Source organism: Bradyrhizobium sp. 179 (assembly GCF_023073535.1).
Lineage (GTDB): Bacteria > Pseudomonadota > Alphaproteobacteria > Rhizobiales > Xanthobacteraceae > Bradyrhizobium.
The window spans coordinates 23,786-40,057 of sequence record NZ_JADPJR010000120.1 but is presented as its reverse complement, the minus strand read 5'-3'; the positions used below and the strand labels follow the sequence as shown (position 1 = coordinate 40,057).

The following is a 16,272-nucleotide window of genomic DNA, read 5'->3' as shown; positions in this document are numbered from 1 at the left end:
CGATAGTCGCTACCTGCAAGCTCAACAGCGTCAACCCGGCTGCCTACATCGCTGAAACACTCGAGGCGATCATCGACGGTCATCCCCATAGCAAGATCGATGATCTCATGCCGTGGCGATTCCGCAAAACGTCAAGCCAGCCTCAATAGGTCACGGCTAAGCGCTTACGATCGTATCTCCCGGCTTTACTTGATTGGGAGAAACCGACGCAATCGTTGGCGCGCCCAAAGCCGGGACCGTGAAATTGGCGATCGAATTCGCGCTCCCCGCGGGCGATGTAATGAATACCGGCCCCGTCGTTGCTCCCGACGGCACCGGGACCGTGATTTGCGTTGCGCTGACCGCTGTTGGAGACGCAGGCACACCGTTGAACGATACGGTTGTATTTGCCAGAGACCCAAATCCCGTACCGAAGATCGTGACGACGTCGCCGGCGCGGCCGCGGCTTGGTGATGCCTGCGCCACAACGAGATCTGTTATCGGCCTGCGTACTACCGAGAGGATGTTGCCAACTGCGTCGTAATTGTATTGCGCACTGCCATTTGTCGGATCCACCACCACAGTCAGTCTGCCGGCGGGATCGTAATAGTATTGTGCACTGTCGGCCCACACAGCGGCACAACTGCCCAACCAGATCGCAAGTGCCGAGACAAGAACGGCAATTGCCTGGGGCGCTATCTTGTTTCGTTTTGGCTTGGGTGGGGCGAACGCTGCGATCTTGAGGAGAGAACCGGGCACATAGGACGCCAGAATCCGGCGAACAACTGCAAATGCTTGCATACGGCACCACCAGCGCGACAAGGCAAACGCCCTCCAGACCTGAAGGGGCGACGCCAGATTCCAGAAGGATGGAGAGTAATTCCTGTCCCGCGCCTAGTGAGACACAAATCTCGCACAGGTTGCAAGTCTATTTCTCAATGTATCGAAGCTCACCACTTCAAAAAGACTGGTCCACTACCCTGCGTCGCATTGTTCGTGATCTGAACATATGTGCAGCTAAATACTTGAGAGCACAGCGGGGTGTCGCGAGCTTACGAACGACGGAACTCGACTGCGTCTCGTCGATATCAGCTCGGAAATATTTTTTTGACGGCGGCTCGCCTCGACTACTCAAACGGTCAGGGCGCCTCGCGCACACTCGCATAGAGCCAAGACGCTAGACCGAGTCCCATTGGCATCGCGCTACCCGCATCTCGTTCATCGACAAATCTGCCGCCTCAGGCCTCGCTTATCTTTCAATCACGCGCGTGGAACTCAGCTCGCCTCAACGTTTTCCACAGCTTGGATACAGGCGTTCTCCGCGACGCTTGGTTCGACAACGAAGGCATTATCGCGCGTTATCTCTAATTTCCGCGCGAACGACTTAGGCAACCAATCCGAGCGTTCTACCCTTCCGCTTGATTCTCTCTTTGACAACCTTGGAAAACAACTTCACTACTATACGTGGTACTCTCTGCGTACGGCAGTATGAAACAAGTAGTCGACATTGCTGGATTTGAGCTTGGTGTTCGTGTTTGCGGGATCTTAAATTCGGCTGCCCGCTGGTGGATCAGCGAGCTCGTCCAATCAGTTCCATCGTCGATCCGACGTAAACTCGCGCCGCCGCTCCAAAGACGTATTGCCCGAGTACAGGGCGAGCAAGTCGAAATCAGGGATGGCAATCTTCAGGCTGGAAACTGGAAAGTACTGCATCATCAAGCGGACGGCGACGCGTCAAAGCCTGAACCCGTCGCGCTTCTGCTGCCTGCTGCCATGGTATTGCGACGCACGATCGAGCTCCCGATCGCCGCCAAGGCTACGCTGCAAGAGACAGCCTCGTTCCAAATTGCGCGCGTGACGCCATTCAAGCCGGACGAAGTGCACTACGTCACACGGTGTTTGGCGCAGGACCGTCGAACGAAGACCCTTCGCGCCGAAATTGCGGTAACACCGCGCGAAGCGCTCAAGCGTGTACTTGAGAGCCTCACGAATCACGCTCTCCAGCCGACGGCGATTTTCGTCGAGGGCGATGCCTCGCAGCCGGCTTTGGATTATCTCCCGCATATTGGCGCAAAGATTGCGCCCAAGACTCAGTCTTTCACGAGATGGGCAGTTGCCGTCGGCGTTTTGCTGCTGATCAGCTCGCCTTTTGTGGTTGCATTTCGGATCCATTTCCTGGCCGAAGCATCGCGAAGCCAAGCAGCTCGTGCTGCAAAAATTGCCGCCAAGGCGTCTGACGCGCAGGCGAGGCTAGACGCGCTCATCGCATCAGAGAGCTTCTTGCCGGATCAACTGCGCGGCCCAAACTCCCTGGAATTTCTCGATGCGCTCAGCCGCCAGATACCAGACACCGCCTGGGTATTTCGTCTCGAAATCCGGGCAAGCGATGCCGTCCTCTCTGGCCTTACGTCTGATCTTCCGGCGCTGCTGCAGCAGGTTGCACGTCCGCCGTTGTCCGCACCCGAACTGGCCGCGCCGGTCGTGCAGGGCGTTGCAGGCGGCCCGACGAGATTCGAGTTACGCGTACGGTATGGGTCAGATCAATGACCTTGTCGCCGCTTGCAGGTCGATTAATTGCATGGGGACTTCTCGCAAATCTGTGCTGGGCTGCTGGGGCTTTTGTTGCCACCCCCTTATTGAGGCAAGTCGCCCAAGATCGTGAGACCATTGCAAGCTCGAACGAATTGCTGGCTCGATATCGCCGTCTCGAAGCCAGCTTGCCAGCTATCCAAGCCCAACTCGACGAACTCGAAGGCAGGAGCAACTCCGGCCGATACTTCATTGCATCGGCGTCGCCTGCGCTGGCCGCAGCCGAGATGCAGAACTCCCTTCGGGGTCTGGTCACGGGCAGTGGCGCTGTCTTGCGCAACAGCAAAAGCCTGCAAGCCGCGGCCGAGAAGGGATTTGACCGCATCGCCCTTGACCTCGACCTCACAGCCTCCGCCGCCGAGTTTAGCAAGCTGCTGCGAGCGGTCGCCGGCGCCGAACCAATCGTCGTCGTGGAGCGGGTATTTGCACAAGTGCCCGAGACCGGCGCAACAACAACGGCCGCAGACGGGCAACCCGCCCTGAATATAGGCCTGCGGCTTGTCTCCTATGCAAGGCGGATAAAGGGAGGCGCCAAATGATTGTTGTTTGGTCCGCCCAGCTACGCGCCGTACTCGCTCTTGCGGGCGGCCTTGGCGCCATCACCTTGGGATGGGCAGTCTCAGCCAATACCGAGATGCCAGCCTCGACCTTGCCACCAAGGGTGGGGGAGACGCTTTTGCCGCAGATGCCCCCGCGCAACATGGCCTCGAGTTTCCAGGCGATCGTCGAGCGTCCTCTATTTTCGCAGTCAAGGCGGCCAACACCTCCCAAAGTCGCCGCAGTGGAGCCGAAGACTGAAGCGGTTTCGGCACCGCCACCGCCCCCCTTGGCCGCGACGCTCATCGGAATCATCATTTCACCCGACGTGAATTCCGCCGTCCTTCGGCTGAGCAGCGGCAAGAGCGTCACCGTCGTCGAAGGCGGCTCGATAGAAGGTTGGGAGCTCAAGCGGGTGAAGCCCGATCTCGCCCAATTTCGATACAAGGACGCCAATCTCGACCTCTCTTTTCCGGTTCACCAAAGTTCGCCAGCTCAAGTCGCCCGGACGACCGCTCCAGGAACGCTCTTGCGCAGAAGGCAATAACCGATGAGGTTTGGTCGTCACCAAGTTCCTTTGCCGCGGCTGCTCGTCGCATTTTCGCTTTCAGCGGCGCTCGGCGCATGCCAGACCTTTGGCCCGGCCATTCCGGATCAGGCACTGGACGACGCCAGCCCAGGTCCTTTTGGGCCGTTTCGATCGTCCATGAATGCAGCGCCAAGAACGGGAGCTCCCCTGCCTTCCGCAGACGCGGCAACCGGGGCTAGCGCGCCCATCCTGGTGCGCGGCACCAACGACCTGCCGGCCATAACAACCGATGCCCCGACCGCGACCGTCAAGAACGGCGAGTATGTGCTCAATTTCGACAACGTGGATATCCGCGATGTTCTCAAGGCCGTCCTCACGGACATGCTTGGGATCAATTACATCGTTGACCCCGCCATCCAGGGAACCATTTCCCTGCGTACGGCCAAGCCTCTTTCGCGTGCAGCTGTTTTGCCAGCGTTCGAGGAAGCTCTCAAGCTGGCTGGTGCAGCTCTCGTTCCGGGCTCCTCGGCCTATCAGGTCGTGCCAATCGCGAACGCGGCACAGCGCGGCCCAATCGGCGTCTCGGGAAACTCACTGGGCCCAGGGTATCAAGTCAGGCTCGTTCCTTTGCGTTACGTCACCGCGCCCGATGTTCAGCGGATCCTCGAGCCCCTGGTGCCGCCCGGAACGGTGATTCCGGCAGGTGCGTCCAACGCGAGCCTGATCACGCTGGCGGGCACCGCGAGTGATGTCGACCGTGCCGAGCGAGCGATAGAAATGTTCGATGTGAATTGGCTACGCAGTCAATCCTTCGGACTATTTCCCTTGCGCTACTCCTCAGCCGCGAGTGTCGCGGAAGGCCTCAATAGTGTCATAGGCAAGCAGGGACCGCTGGCCGGCGTCGTTCGGATCGTCCCCATAGCACATCTCAACGCCATTCTGGTCGTCTCGAAGAATTATGCCCATGTCGAGGAGATGCGGACCTGGGTCGAGCGCTTCGACCGCGGCCGCAACGTATTAAAGCCCCGCCTGTTCGTCTATTACGTGCAGAACGGGCGTGCGAAGGACCTTGCAAGCGTGTTGACCAAGGCTCTCTCGCAGTCCCGGGGCGGCACCACGTCAGTTCCGACCAGCCAGTCCACCGTCCCGGCGGGCGACGATCTTGCCCCTGCGACCGAGTCCCCGCAGCCGAGTTCGCCGGGACTCAGTTCGCCACTTGTCAGCTCCTCGGGCGGAGGCTCCGGCGCCGTAGCGGCGTCACTCACAACAGCGGCCGGCTCAATTACCGCATCCACGCCGGACAGCTCAGCGAATGATGCCGGTGGTGCATTGACCGACCTGCGGATCACCGCTGACGAGCCCAACAACGCTCTTCTAATCATGACGACACCTGAGCGATACGCTCAGGTCGAATCCGCGCTGGTCAGGCTCGATGCCGCTCCGTTGCAAGTCATGCTTGAAGCCTCGATCGCAGAAGTCGATCTCAACGACGGCTTCCGGTATGGGGTGCAGGTATCGCTGAACAATGGTGCCTTCTCTGCCTTAAGCTCGGCGGTTGCCGCAGCGGCGTTGGGTCCAAGTACCGGCGGTCTCTCGGCCGCCCTCCTCCGCAGCGATATCAAAGCCACGTTGGACTTTCTGTCCAACTACACGACCGTACGCGTGATCTCGGCGCCGAAGCTGATGGTCTTGAACAATCGAACCGCGTCTCTCCAAGTGGGAGACCAGGTCCCTATCGCAACCTCTTCATCCGTCAGCAACATCACACCTAACGCGCCGACCGTTAACTCGATCCAGATGTACGACACGGGCATCATTCTTCGCGTTACCCCCCGCGTGAACCGCAACGGGAGGGTCCTGATGGATATCGCGCAGGAGGTCAGCCAGAGCGTCCCGACCACGACCTCGACCTTGAACAGCCCCACCATTCAGCAGCGTCGTGTCTCCACCTCGGTGGTTGTCGAGGATGGGCAGACTGTGGCCATCGGAGGACTGATAAAGGACAGTCGTGCACGCGATCGCACGGGCGTCCCATGGCTCAAGGACATTCCCGGCGTCGGGCCTCTTTTCGGAACGAGCGACGACCGGATCGATCGAACCGAGCTTTTGGTCCTGATCCAACCCCATGTCATTCGCAATGCCGCCTCCGCCGATGCGGCGACAGATGAACTCAGTGCAAAACTTCCGATGCTCCATGACAACTTCCGTCCGTCGCGACGCCCCTGAACACCGCGATAGAGGCTTTGCCCTCGTTCTCGTGCTCTGGGCTCTGCTTTTGCTGTCGGTCCTGGCCGGCAGCTTTTCCTGCTCGAGGCCCGGGCGGGAAAGACCATTGCGAATACCGCGGTGCTGCAGCTGCGAGGCCGCATGATCGCGGACGGTGCAATCAACCGGGCCATTCTGTCGCTGCTCGACCGGCGTGACCCGCTGCGGCTCTCCCTTGACGGCACGTCTCGTGAGATCGACTTCCTCGGAGCCCGTGTCGTTCTCAGCTGTGAAAGCGAGGCTGGAAAACTCGATCTCAACACTGCATCGGTCCAACAGCTCCACTCGATCTTTCAGGCGCAGGGGCTTTCGAGCGACGATGCTGAATTCATCGCCCGGCAGATCGAGGTTTGGCGCTCTCCGCTTCGCAATTCACCGGTGGAGTCTATTGCTGCCTTGTACACGGAGGCAGGTCGCACATATGGCCCCCGCTTTGCTCCATTTCGATCCATCGGCGAACTTCGTCTCGTCCTTGGAATGAACGATGCACTCCAGGCTGCCGTTGCACCCTTCGTAACGGTATGGTCCAGCAGTGGAACGGTCGATCTCGGCGTCGCGAACGACGCTCTTCTCCAAGTCCTCGCATCAGGAAGCGACAACTTCGCCTCGACTCAGTTGGCGGCCCGACAGAACGGCAACGCAGCCGGAGCTACCCGTGCGCCAACCGCAGGCGAAGCCCTTACGATCGTCGCCAGCGTTGTGTCGTCGGGTATCTCCGTAAAGCGCTCTGCTTCCGTCCAGATTTCGGGCGATCGGAATGAGCCTTATCGAGTGCTGGCATGGCAATAGGAAGATCCTTGATGCCCACGAAGCAGTCGACGACGTCGGTTCGGAAAGCGAGCCGACGACGCAGGCTACCGCTGCGCTTCGCGATCACTTTGGGAAGCGCCATCGTGCCTCTAGGCGTTGCGGCAATCTCAATGTCGAGTGCGACGGCCGATGCCCCTTATCCAGCTTTGGTGTCACTGGGTGAGCAGCTTTTTCGCTCGCCTTTGTTGTCGCGCGATGGATCAACGTCATGCCAGACCTGTCATATTCCGGCCCTCGGCTTTTCCGGCGATCGCCCCCTCGCCATTGGCGTTGCGGGCTTCGTGAGCAGCAGGCACGCTCCGTCGCTCCTAGGTTTGGGCGAGGCAAAGTCCCTCATGTGGGATGGACGAGCTGCTGATCTTCGCAGCCAGGCGACCCTTCCTCTTGAATCGCCCGAAATGGCGATAGACTGGCCCGTCACGCTGGAGCGCCTGAATTCCGATGAGACCACGGGCAAGCTCGCCACGGCATTCGGCGCTGCCGCTGTCGATCGGAACCTGGTCCTGGATGCGCTTGCAGCCTATGTCGCCTCTCTCGTACCGGGAGAATCTCGCTTTGACCGCTACAATCTCCGGCGTGACGAGCGCTCTCTGACATCTCAAGAACTGGCCGGCTTCAGACTCTTCACTAACAAGGCGCGGTGCGCCGGTTGCCATCTTGTCAACGGGCAGCAAGCGCCTTTCACGGACGGACGTTTCCACGCAACAGGTATCGGTTGCAGGGCCGGCTCATGCGTCGATGCCGGCCGCGCCGCGGTTACCGGCAATCCATCAGACACCGCCGCTTTCAAGACGCCGGGTCTGCGTGGCGTCGCGTTGCGCCGATATCTGATGCATGACGGGAGCATCTCCTCTCTGCGAGCGGTAGTGGAACGGTACAACCGAGGAATTGACGAAGCACCCGCTCTCGATGGCCGGCTTGGTCCTCTTTACTTGAGCGCCGATGAGGTCGACGCGATCGTCGCATTCCTGGACGCCTTGACGCCTGAGAACCTAATCACCGCGGACCCCGTTTCGATAAGCTCCAACACCAAGGAGACTAAGTGATGCGAGCCAATGTTGTCATTACGCCATTCCGCCGCAGAAGGCGCCGCGATTTCGTCCGCCTCCAATCCAGGTCCGCCGGTTCTGGCGACGATGGATTTACACTGCTGGAGCTTCTGGTGGTGGTTGCAATTCTCGGCTTGCTCATCGGCCTGGTCGCGCCTGTCGCTCTCCGGCAGCTCGGTGGGGCCCGCGTTTCCATAGCCCAACAATCGATCGAGCGGCTCGGTACGATTCTGGAGATGTACAAGCTTGACGTTGGCGGCTTTCCAACGACCGAGCAGGGTCTTCAGGCTCTCATAACGCGACCTGCGTCAGCGCCGCGATGGAACGGCCCCTACGTCAAGGGAGACGTGGTCCCGGTCGATGCCTGGGGCCGGCCTTACATATATCGCAGTCCCTCTCAGCGCCACGGACGCGATTACGACCTGTGCTCGAAAGGTGACTCCGGGGACTCGAGCGGTAACGGTCCGGACCTGATCTGCAACGCTTCATGATCGGCATTACTCCAACGACGGCACAGTCATGTCGCAAGAACTTCAGCTTTCGTCCTGGGCGCTCCCGGTCTGCCTTTCGCCCATAGCTGGCAGCTTTGCCGGTGTGATCATTCGGAGGCTTCCCCAAAAGCGCGATATCATCTGGTCACGCTCGCGGTGCGACGCCTGCGATACCGATCTTTCACCTGTGTGCCTTGTCCCTATCATCAGCTATCTTGCGCTGGGGGGACGATGCCGCACCTGCCGTGCAACGATATCACCGTTCCATCTCGCGATCGAACTCTCCTGCGTAGCGGTCGCCTGCTGGGCCGCCATGGTCGACCGGACCCCGCTTTGGCTGTGGGCTGCCTGCGTCCTCGGCTGGACGCTTCTGGTCCTGTCCTGGATCGACGCCGAGCACTTTCGCTTGCCAGATGCGCTGACGTTGCCCCTCCTCGTCTCCGGATTAGCCACGCAAGCCTTGCTTGCACCTGAACAATTGCCCGCGAGCCTCGTCGGGACATTGCTCGGTTATGCCAGCTTCAGGACGATCGCGGCGGGTTATCGGGCCCTCCGCGAGCGCGAGGGTCTCGGCGCTGGCGACGCAAAGCTCATGGCTGCAGCTGGGGCCTGGCTCGGGTGGAGCGCCCTTCCGGACGTGGTGCTTGTCGCAGCTCTTCTTGGGATTCTGGCAATCGTGCTCGGCCGGCTGAACGGGCGGGCAATTGATCGGAGCGCTGCTATTCCGTTTGGGCCATTTCTATCAGCGGCGATCTGGCTAACTTATATCTACGGCCCCATGTTGCTGCACCAGCTCAATTGAGGCAATCCGGAGAGCCACAAGCTCTGTCCTAGTTCGAACATGGCTGGTCCGAGTCGAGTATCGAACACGGTCCGGTGGTCAGCATCGGGGCTACAATCAACTCTTCGGTCTGGCCACGCCAAGCAAAGCGTATTCGTACGAGTTGGGGAAGCCGCTCCTGAGTCCGCCAATCGTCTGCCCATCGGGCCTGCTGATCATCAGCCGCACCGAAATATGCGAATGCTCCGTCGGTGACACCGTCCAGAATTTCCTCTACCGGAATCGACACGGCAGTCTTGCGGGCGGACGGCGACTCCCGATCGAGGTGCCAGGCCATCTTGAGCTTGCCGTCTTCAGCGAATTCGACGGTGTAAGCGACGATATCTTGGGCACCGAACCGCGGCGCCAATGGCGCAAGAAACGTGATGCGATCTCGATTTCCCTCAAATCGTGTAGTCCCATGCGACCAACTACCGAGTTTTTCCGCCGATACACTTGATAACAGCTGCCTCATCTGCCTGCTTATCGCCATGAGCTCTTCGTTGTCGCCGTTGCGCAGCAATGTCCGCTGCAGGGTGCCGGACGCCGTATGCAGGCCGGAGGCGACCAAGGCTCCGAGCATCCCCGTGAGCGCAAGAACAACAAGCAATTCCAGCAGCGTCAGCCCGGCGTCTTGGGATCGACGAGTTGAGCTCATGGCAGCTTCGGACTGATCAGGAATGTCTTGAGGTGCAGGACTTCTCCGCGACCGTCGGGCGGGACAATATCCAGGCTGACAACATGGCCCTGCAAGGACGGTCTGGGCCCCTCTGCTTCGATTGGATCAAACGGCTCGAGGCGGAGGTTCCAGTGCTGCCCGTCTCTGAGATCTCCACGGAGGGCGCGTTGGTCGAGCACAATCGAATGGCCCAGTGAGGCGACTAGGTTTTCTGCGTCGTTCGCACTTCGCCTAGCCCGCTCGGAAGAGCTACCGGCGAGCAAGCCGCCACCGACCGCAATATAATAGGCGGCAACGCCAGTAATGAGAATGACGAGCGCAACCAGCATCTCGAGGAGCGTGTATCCGCGGTCGCCAGGCGTCTCAATCATGCAATCGGACCTTCCCGTCGAACCCGCGCACACCCACACGGATGGCGGAACCTTCCCCTAGTTGCACGATCAGGCTTCCGCCAGTTGCACTGCCGTCGGGAAAGAAGCGAATTTCGTCTGCGGGGAACGAGACAAGCGAGCCACCAGACATCCCCAGCGTCAGAGACATGCCGGTCGGCAAGGACTTGTGATGCCCATCGGGAAGAAGCCGGTATCCATGCCCGTCAGAGACCAGCGCCGTCACCTGCCCACGCCGAATGGCCTCGTCACGGCTCAGGCGCAGATCGACAACTAGCGCATGCGCACTCGCTCGCAATCGCGCGCCTTCGTTCAATCTCAACCTCGGGAGCGACATCGCAGCAAGGCCCCCGAGGATCGCCAGCACGACTAATAATTCCAGCAAAGTGAACCCTATGTCGGCCCGCGTGGTGATGGTGCGGGACATCTTCAATGCAGGAGATCGTTGATGCCGAGCACGGCAAGCATCACCGAGGCGATAATTCCCGCCACGAAGCCACCGAGGCCAATCGTCAAGATGGGAATAAGCAGCGCCAGCGCCCGATCCAGCGTCCGCTGAACCTCGGAGTCCAGCAGATCCGCCAGCCGAAGCAAAATCGAATCGAGACGTCCCGTCGCCTCTCCGATCTTGACCATTTGCACAGCAAGTTCAGGAAAGACGTTTGCCTGCGCAAGCGGACCGGCAAGTCCGCTGCCTTCCCTGACAGCTCCGATAATGCTTTCAACAGCCTCGATGATCGTCCGATTGCCGAGGACGGGACGTGCGAGCATCAAGGACGGCGCGAGGGTTATCCCGCCGCTCAGCAACGTGCCCAATACCCGGGCAAAGCGGGCGGCCTCAGCGCGCCGTATCGTCAGGCCCAACACGGGAAAACGCAGCATGATCGCGTCTCTTCGGCTGCAGACGTTAGGGTCGGCAAGGAGGCGGCGTCCAATAAGGAAAGACAATGCGGCAAAGGCCAACCCCACCCACCAAAACTGTCTTAGTCCGGCGCTTGCGGCAAATGCCATTCGTGTCATCAGCGGCAGCCGATCGCCGGCCTCGGCGAAAATGGGCTCGAGCTGTGGAAGGACGGAGAGCAACACCAACAACACGGATCCGACAGCCGTCGCCAGTAGCACAGCCGGATAAATGAGAGCAGAGCGGACCGACTGCCGTACGGCCTCGGCGCGAGTAAGATGATCCGCCAAACGGCCGAGGGTCGCACCCAGAGCACCGCTCGCCTCACCGGCTCGGACCATGGCAACGACCAGAGGCGGAAACGTATCAGCACTTGCGGCCATGGCGTCGGAAAGACCTGCTCCGCTGCGAAGACGCCTCAGGAGTTCTGCGGCAACGTCCTTGACAGCGGCCCGGCCCTCCGATCGAGCAAGCAGGGATAGCGCTGGCTCAAGGGCAACCCCCGCGTCCAGCAATAGCGCGAGGCGGCCTACCAGATCCGCGGCAAGTTTTGGTCCGCCGCGCTGGGCACCGCCAATCTCTTGTGACAGCAGAGCCCGCAAGCCGCTGACCGGCTCGAAGGGCTCAAGAGTTAGCGGCACATTGCCTTGGGACTGCAACCGCGCAGCAGCCGCATGTCGGTCGGCCGCCTCCAGGCGTCCGCGCGCGATCGAACCATCTGGAGCAACAACCTTATACTGGAACTGGGCCATCGTGTCCCACACGTACCGGTGGCCATACCTAAGACCAACACGTCGTCATGCTCAAGTGACTCGCGTCGCGGCGAGCACTTCCTCAACAGTTGTCTGTCCGGCAAGCGCCTTTTCCATGCCATGAGCCTGCATGGTTCGCATACCCTGCGCGACAGCCGTCCGTGCGATCTCGGCTGCAGACGCTCGCCTCAAGACCATGTCGCGCACCGTATCAGTTAGAGACAATATTTCGACGATCGTTGTACGACCTCGATAGCCGCTTCCGCCACACGAGGCACAACCGCCTGGCTGAAAGAGCGGCATCGGCTTTTCGCTAGGAACACCCAACCGGCTCAAATAGCTGGCACTCGCATCATAGGGTATCCGGCAATCGGTGCACAACGTCCGCACCAACCGCTGGGCAAGAATGGCATTGCATGTCGATGCGATCAGATAATCCTCGACCCCCATGTCCAGCAGACGGGTCACGCCAGTTGCGGAGTCGTTCGTATGCAAGGTCGACAGCACCAAATGCCCGGTCAGAGCAACTTGAACCGCAATCTGCGCCGTCTCGAGATCGCGAATTTCACCAACCATGACCACATTGGGATTGTGTCGCAAAAACGAGCGCAGTGCGCGCGCAAAACTAAGACCGATGCCCGGCTGTACCTGCACCTGCTGGACGCCGCCGAGTTGGTACTCCACAGGATCCTCAATCGTCATCAACTTGCGGTCGGACGTGTTTAGCAAGGAAAGAGCTGCGTACAGGGTCGGGGTCTTGCCGCTTCCAGTCGGGCCCGTGACGAGGATCATTCCGTGCGGCGCCCGGAGCAACGGCGTCAACTCCGCCATGGCACTCTCGTCGAAGCCCAGCGCATGGAAATCCAGCTGAACCTGAGTCCGGTCGAGCACGCGGATCACAACACTTTCGCCATGCGACGTGGGCGTCGTTGCTACACGGAAGTCGATCTCCCGACCACGGACCGCATGGGCAATCCGTCCATCCTGTGGCAATCTTCGTTCGGCGATGTCTAGTCCGGCCATTAATTTGACCCGGCTTACGACGGCGTCCCGTAACCGCAGCGGCACCGGAGGATCCAACACGTGAAGCCTGCCATCCACGCGCAGGCGCACGGTCAAGCCGTCCGCGGTGGGCTCAAGATGAAGATCAGAACCTCGCTCATCAACGGAGCGACCGAGCAGATTGTTCACGAGACGGATGACGGGCGCGTCGCTCGCCGCTTCACGCAACCGATCGAGATCGGACGTTCCGAGCCCCGTCCCGGCAAGATCGTCGGGAATGCCCGGCTCCGTTTCACCTGCAGCTTCTGCTGAATTGTGCGAAAAAAGTCGATCGAGTGCCGTATCGATGTCGGTCGGCAGCGCGATGTATCGAGGAACCGGATGTCCAACGAATAATGCGACAGCCTCAGCGGTGGCATCGTCGAGGGGGTTTGCCATCGCCAACGCCAACTCTCCGTCGGACTCTTGGGCGAAGGGCAAAGCGCGCGTTAGTCGCAGGAAGGCCGGGCTGAGCCCACCATAAGGCAATTTGTCACTCGGAAGCGCTTCCGCACTGATACGCGGCAAGTCGAGCGCCCTGGAAAAGGCGTCCGCCATCTGATGTTCTGTGATGAGTCCAAGTCTGGTAAGCGCAAATGAAATCGTCTCACCGGTTTCCGTAGACAATCGGCGCGCTCGTGCTAGCGATTCTTGATTTAGGTGTCCAGCGTCGACCAATAACGATATTGGATCGCGTGACTGTCCGCTCACGTCCGCAGTTGACATCGCTTCTCGCGCCGAAACTCAACGCACATTTTCCCTTAGCTGAATTCCTCTCTATCTGCAACCTTTGCTAGATGCGAGCTTGTTAGCATTGCTCCTCGAAGCATGGGAGGACGTACCTCGCAGTAGCGAACTGAGAACTGTGGCACTTTCCCCGATCAACCGGATTCCACGAAACTTTTGCTGCGGTCGGATGTCGCAAGATTTTTCTTGATCTCCCGGTGCACACGTCGCGCACAGGCGACCTCCTAACACATTGAAAAACTTGAACTCTCGTTCCAATCCATCATTGGACGACTGCAGATCGCATCTACTGAAGCCGACCCACGTCTCACCCATACCGCGCTATGCTGCCGTTTCGCAGCATCGAGTACTGGTCGATTGTTGGGGTGAGTGATCGCTGACTTTGATCAGATGACCTCGGCAAGCTGCGACAAGCGAGGATGAGACGTTCGTAATTTGCGACAGCGGCAGGTTCCCGTTGCAGGCGGCAACGCGAGTAGTCTCTCAGCTCACCTGCGGCTCTGGCGGCGCCTTAACAGGTAATGACCCAGAGAATGCCTCGTTTTGGGGCTGTCCAATCTAAGCTAGGTAAAGCCCAACGTGCTCAACACGAGAACGGATCACTGCTCGCAGTTCATCGTACCTATGCCTCTGCTGAGTGTTCGAGCGCGAAACTTACGCGTCGCCCTGCGGGCCGGGCTGTTGGCTGCGCTGAAGCCCCGCACGCGGGTCTTCCCGCTTGCGGGCTGCCATCCCTGACGCAAACGTCCCGAATCGCCGGCCAACAACATCTGCTGGTCCGATCGGAAGCAGCGTCACGTGTACTCGGATCTGGCATTACTCCATGCGTGCGCGATGCCGACGACCTTGAGTGCTTTTGAATAGAACCATTCGCAAAGCAGCGTACGCTTGGTTATCCGCGGACCAAGCATGTGCGTTTTGGCAGTCCATGCTTCCGGCTTCCGGTGAAAGACCAACCCCGCTCTCGAATGGGCTTTCCTTGTTCTGGTGCGGCCGTCCACGGTCAACCCGCAAGGGGTTCGCTACGCAAGCGTACGACCTCTTCGGCTTCGCCTTTCGAGGTGACCGCAGCCACCCCCGAACACGTCGGCGCCTATCGAGCGGGGATGGTCCCCGCCGCAAGACGGGAGCCTTCAATGTCGCACAATCTCACTCTCGCTCAGAACCACGCCTTCGATCTCGCCCGCACGCTGATGGTGCCAGTCATCCTTTTCCAGGCTGACAATGAATTCGGCGTGATGGTCGCCAGCGAGTACGACGGCGATCAAGACGCCATCGTTCATGAGTACGACCCCTGGTGCCCGGCTCATTGAGCCGGGTGACCGGCTGCCGCTGGCGCCTTTGCCGGCCGCAAGGGAGGCTTCGCCGCGCCCGATGACGCGGCGCCTAACGGTTGGTCAGCGCGCCCTTGCAGTCGGCAGGCTTCGCGGCCGGTCGGGATGCTCCGCAAGGCTGGGAGCAAGAGAGATCAACAAAAGAAAGGAGCGGACTCGCTTGCGCGAGACCGGTGCAGAGAAATGGACAAGAGAGAAATCGAAGAGCTGCGCCAGAAGGTCGGCTGCGCGGCGGTGCTGGAGAAAGACGGCTGGAAGGTCGATGTCAAGGAAAGCACCCGGCGCGCGATCAAGTATCGCCGTGACGGCAACATCATCATCGTTATCCACGAAGGCCGCGGCTGGTTCGATCCGTTGTCGCCGGCGAGGGGAGACGTGTTTTCGCTCGCTGAACATCTTGGCGCTGATGGTTTCGTCGAAGCGTGTGACCGTGTTGCAGATATGGTTGGTTTCCTTCCGAAAGCACCAGCGTGGCGGCGGCCGGCAAGGCTGAAGGTGCCTGGGTCTATCGCTGAGCGGTGGGGAAATCGCCTCAAGCCGCGCTCGGGCTCGCGAGCATGGCGCTATCTCACCGATGAACGCGGGCTGCCGGGCGAAATCGTGAAGCAGGCGGTCGCCTGCGATCGTTTGCGTGAGGGGCCAAAGGGCAGCATGTGGGCGGCACATAGCGATTCTGCTGGAGCGCTCACGGGCTGGGAGGAGCGTGGGCCGGCATGGCGCGGCTTCGCCAGTGAGGGCGCCAAGGATCTGTTTCGCTTCGGACCGGCAAGATCCGAGCGGATTTGCATCACGGAGGCGGCGATCGATGCAATGAGCCTCGCCGCCATTGAGGTCCACCGCTCCGACACCCTTTATGTCAGCACCGGAGGCGGCTGGTCGCCGGCGACCGAGGAAGCCATCCGCAGCTTGGCCAAGCGCGCCAACGCCCGGCTTGTGGCAGCAACCGACAACAATCGACAGGGTGACGTCTACGCCGATCGCGTTCGTACCATCGCCACGGACGCGAGCGCGCAGTATGCGCGATTGCGACCGTGCGCCGGCGATTGGAATGAGGATCTGACGGGGCTGGCGAAGAGACTGGAGAACAGCTGAGCACGTTGATGCCGGAGGCCTGCCCGACGCGCCGGTCGCGCGGCGTCGTTCCCGCATGTTCGCAATGGAGGGGCCCTGCCCCTGAGCGATGCGACAGGCAAGTCCGAATAAGGAGGGAAAAATAAGGAGGCCGGTAAACAGCTGCCGCATGCCCGGCCGGCGCGTCAAGGGTGAAGCTTCGCCCGCGTTCCGCGGCCCTTGACCCACCGGACGGCGAGGCGGCCGCCGAGGAGGTGTGATGAAGGACTGAAGTGACGAAGAGATCAGG

17 protein-coding genes are annotated in these 16,272 nt (G+C 60.3%); 11 read left to right on the top strand and 6 right to left on the bottom strand.

Annotated features, from left to right (window positions below):
* Positions 1 to 2: 2 nt before the first annotated feature.
* Positions 3 to 149 (top strand): transposase domain-containing protein, encoded by a 147-nt coding sequence (locus tag IVB12_RS28600; RefSeq protein ID WP_346658365.1) that lies wholly within the window; start codon positions 3 to 5, stop codon positions 147 to 149.
* A 7-nt stretch (positions 150 to 156) separates the two neighbouring features.
* Here IVB12_RS28600 and IVB12_RS28595 read toward each other — a convergent pair whose 3' ends face one another.
* The gene (locus IVB12_RS28595) at positions 157 to 780 is read right to left on the bottom strand and encodes an IPT/TIG domain-containing protein (protein WP_247304096.1); all 624 of its coding nucleotides are present in this window, start codon (positions 778 to 780) and stop codon (positions 157 to 159) included.
* 687 nt (positions 781 to 1,467) lie between these two features.
* Between IVB12_RS28595 and IVB12_RS28590 the strand changes: the two genes are divergently transcribed.
* From IVB12_RS28590 to IVB12_RS28555, 8 genes are all read left to right on the top strand, one after another.
* Complete coding sequence (locus IVB12_RS28590; RefSeq protein WP_247304094.1) at positions 1,468 to 2,526, top strand: hypothetical protein; 1,059 nt, start codon at positions 1,468 to 1,470, stop codon at positions 2,524 to 2,526.
* Complete coding sequence (gene gspM / locus IVB12_RS28585; protein WP_247304092.1) at positions 2,523 to 3,107, top strand: type II secretion system protein GspM; 585 nt, start codon at positions 2,523 to 2,525, stop codon at positions 3,105 to 3,107. The genes IVB12_RS28590 and gspM overlap by 4 nt, the downstream gene beginning before the upstream one ends.
* Complete coding sequence (locus IVB12_RS28580) at positions 3,104 to 3,652, top strand: hypothetical protein (protein ID WP_247304091.1); 549 nt, start codon at positions 3,104 to 3,106, stop codon at positions 3,650 to 3,652. The genes gspM and IVB12_RS28580 overlap by 4 nt, the downstream gene beginning before the upstream one ends.
* 3 nt (positions 3,653 to 3,655) lie before the next feature.
* Positions 3,656 to 5,860, top strand: coding sequence for a type II secretion system secretin GspD (gene gspD, locus IVB12_RS28575; protein WP_247304090.1), 2,205 nt, complete (start codon positions 3,656 to 3,658; stop codon positions 5,858 to 5,860).
* A 141-nt stretch (positions 5,861 to 6,001) separates the two neighbouring features.
* Entirely contained in the window at positions 6,002 to 6,688 is a 687-nt protein-coding gene (locus IVB12_RS28570; protein WP_247304089.1) for a type II secretion system protein GspK, read from the top strand.
* A gap of 11 nt (positions 6,689 to 6,699) precedes the next feature.
* Entirely contained in the window at positions 6,700 to 7,755 is a 1,056-nt protein-coding gene (locus tag IVB12_RS28565; protein ID WP_247304088.1) for a cytochrome c peroxidase, read from the top strand.
* On the top strand, positions 7,755 to 8,249 hold the full coding sequence (gene gspG / locus IVB12_RS28560; protein ID WP_247304104.1) for a type II secretion system major pseudopilin GspG: 495 nt from the start codon (positions 7,755 to 7,757) through the stop codon (positions 8,247 to 8,249). The genes IVB12_RS28565 and gspG overlap by 1 nt, the downstream gene beginning before the upstream one ends.
* A gap of 28 nt (positions 8,250 to 8,277) precedes the next feature.
* Complete coding sequence (locus IVB12_RS28555) at positions 8,278 to 9,051, top strand: A24 family peptidase (protein ID WP_247304087.1); 774 nt, start codon at positions 8,278 to 8,280, stop codon at positions 9,049 to 9,051.
* Between the two features lie 28 nt (positions 9,052 to 9,079).
* On the opposite strand, the gene IVB12_RS28550 is transcribed toward IVB12_RS28555, so the two are convergent.
* Genes IVB12_RS28550 through IVB12_RS28530 form a run of 5 tightly spaced genes read right to left on the bottom strand, consistent with a single transcriptional unit; the run spans position 9,080 to position 13,458 of the window.
* Positions 9,080 to 9,727 carry a prepilin-type N-terminal cleavage/methylation domain-containing protein gene (locus tag IVB12_RS28550; RefSeq protein WP_247304086.1) on the bottom strand — a complete coding sequence of 216 codons (648 nt, stop codon included), beginning with the start codon at positions 9,725 to 9,727 and terminating at the stop codon, positions 9,080 to 9,082.
* Positions 9,724 to 10,119, bottom strand: a complete 396-nt coding sequence (locus IVB12_RS28545; RefSeq protein ID WP_247304085.1) for a type II secretion system protein — start codon at positions 10,117 to 10,119, stop codon at positions 9,724 to 9,726. The genes IVB12_RS28550 and IVB12_RS28545 overlap by 4 nt, the downstream gene beginning before the upstream one ends.
* Positions 10,112 to 10,564, bottom strand: coding sequence for a GspH/FimT family pseudopilin (locus tag IVB12_RS28540; RefSeq protein WP_247304084.1), 453 nt, complete (start codon positions 10,562 to 10,564; stop codon positions 10,112 to 10,114). The genes IVB12_RS28545 and IVB12_RS28540 overlap by 8 nt, the downstream gene beginning before the upstream one ends.
* Before the next feature lie 2 nt (positions 10,565 to 10,566).
* Positions 10,567 to 11,790 (bottom strand): type II secretion system F family protein, encoded by a 1,224-nt coding sequence (locus tag IVB12_RS28535; protein ID WP_247304082.1) that lies wholly within the window; start codon positions 11,788 to 11,790, stop codon positions 10,567 to 10,569.
* A 51-nt stretch (positions 11,791 to 11,841) separates the two neighbouring features.
* Positions 11,842 to 13,458: an ATPase, T2SS/T4P/T4SS family gene (locus tag IVB12_RS28530; RefSeq protein ID WP_247304080.1), complete on the bottom strand. Its 1,617-nt coding sequence runs from the start codon at positions 13,456 to 13,458 to the stop codon at positions 11,842 to 11,844.
* Between the two features lie 1,256 nt (positions 13,459 to 14,714).
* On the opposite strand from IVB12_RS28530, the gene IVB12_RS28525 reads away from it, so the two are divergent.
* Both IVB12_RS28525 and IVB12_RS28520 read left to right on the top strand, forming a co-directional pair.
* Positions 14,715 to 14,891 carry a hypothetical protein gene (locus IVB12_RS28525; RefSeq protein ID WP_247304078.1) on the top strand — a complete coding sequence of 59 codons (177 nt, stop codon included), beginning with the start codon at positions 14,715 to 14,717 and terminating at the stop codon, positions 14,889 to 14,891.
* Between the two features lie 204 nt (positions 14,892 to 15,095).
* Complete coding sequence (locus IVB12_RS28520; RefSeq protein WP_247304102.1) at positions 15,096 to 16,004, top strand: DUF3991 and toprim domain-containing protein; 909 nt, start codon at positions 15,096 to 15,098, stop codon at positions 16,002 to 16,004.
* Positions 16,005 to 16,272 lie beyond the last annotated feature (268 nt).

Bases quoted from the DNA above. Each gene is read 5' to 3' on its own strand.
- gspD (WP_247304090.1), top strand. From the start codon at position 3,656: ATGAGGTTTGGTCGTCACCAAGTTCCTTTGCCGCGGCTGCTCGTCGCA.
- IVB12_RS28525 (WP_247304078.1), top strand. From the start codon at position 14,715: ATGTCGCACAATCTCACTCTCGCTCAGAACCACGCCTTCGATCTCGCC.
- IVB12_RS28570 (WP_247304089.1), top strand. From the start codon at position 6,002: ATGATCGCGGACGGTGCAATCAACCGGGCCATTCTGTCGCTGCTCGAC.
- IVB12_RS28590 (WP_247304094.1), top strand. From the start codon at position 1,468: ATGAAACAAGTAGTCGACATTGCTGGATTTGAGCTTGGTGTTCGTGTT.
- IVB12_RS28555 (WP_247304087.1), top strand. From the start codon at position 8,278: ATGTCGCAAGAACTTCAGCTTTCGTCCTGGGCGCTCCCGGTCTGCCTT.
- IVB12_RS28595 (WP_247304096.1), bottom strand. From the start codon at position 780: ATGCAAGCATTTGCAGTTGTTCGCCGGATTCTGGCGTCCTATGTGCCC.
- IVB12_RS28540 (WP_247304084.1), bottom strand. From the start codon at position 10,564: ATGTCCCGCACCATCACCACGCGGGCCGACATAGGGTTCACTTTGCTG.
- IVB12_RS28580 (WP_247304091.1), top strand. From the start codon at position 3,104: ATGATTGTTGTTTGGTCCGCCCAGCTACGCGCCGTACTCGCTCTTGCG.
- IVB12_RS28535 (WP_247304082.1), bottom strand. From the start codon at position 11,790: ATGGCCCAGTTCCAGTATAAGGTTGTTGCTCCAGATGGTTCGATCGCG.
- gspG (WP_247304104.1), top strand. From the start codon at position 7,755: ATGCGAGCCAATGTTGTCATTACGCCATTCCGCCGCAGAAGGCGCCGC.
- IVB12_RS28545 (WP_247304085.1), bottom strand. From the start codon at position 10,119: ATGATTGAGACGCCTGGCGACCGCGGATACACGCTCCTCGAGATGCTG.
- gspM (WP_247304092.1), top strand. From the start codon at position 2,523: ATGACCTTGTCGCCGCTTGCAGGTCGATTAATTGCATGGGGACTTCTC.
- IVB12_RS28550 (WP_247304086.1), bottom strand. From the start codon at position 9,727: ATGAGCTCAACTCGTCGATCCCAAGACGCCGGGCTGACGCTGCTGGAA.
- IVB12_RS28565 (WP_247304088.1), top strand. From the start codon at position 6,700: ATGCCCACGAAGCAGTCGACGACGTCGGTTCGGAAAGCGAGCCGACGA.
- IVB12_RS28520 (WP_247304102.1), top strand. From the start codon at position 15,096: ATGGACAAGAGAGAAATCGAAGAGCTGCGCCAGAAGGTCGGCTGCGCG.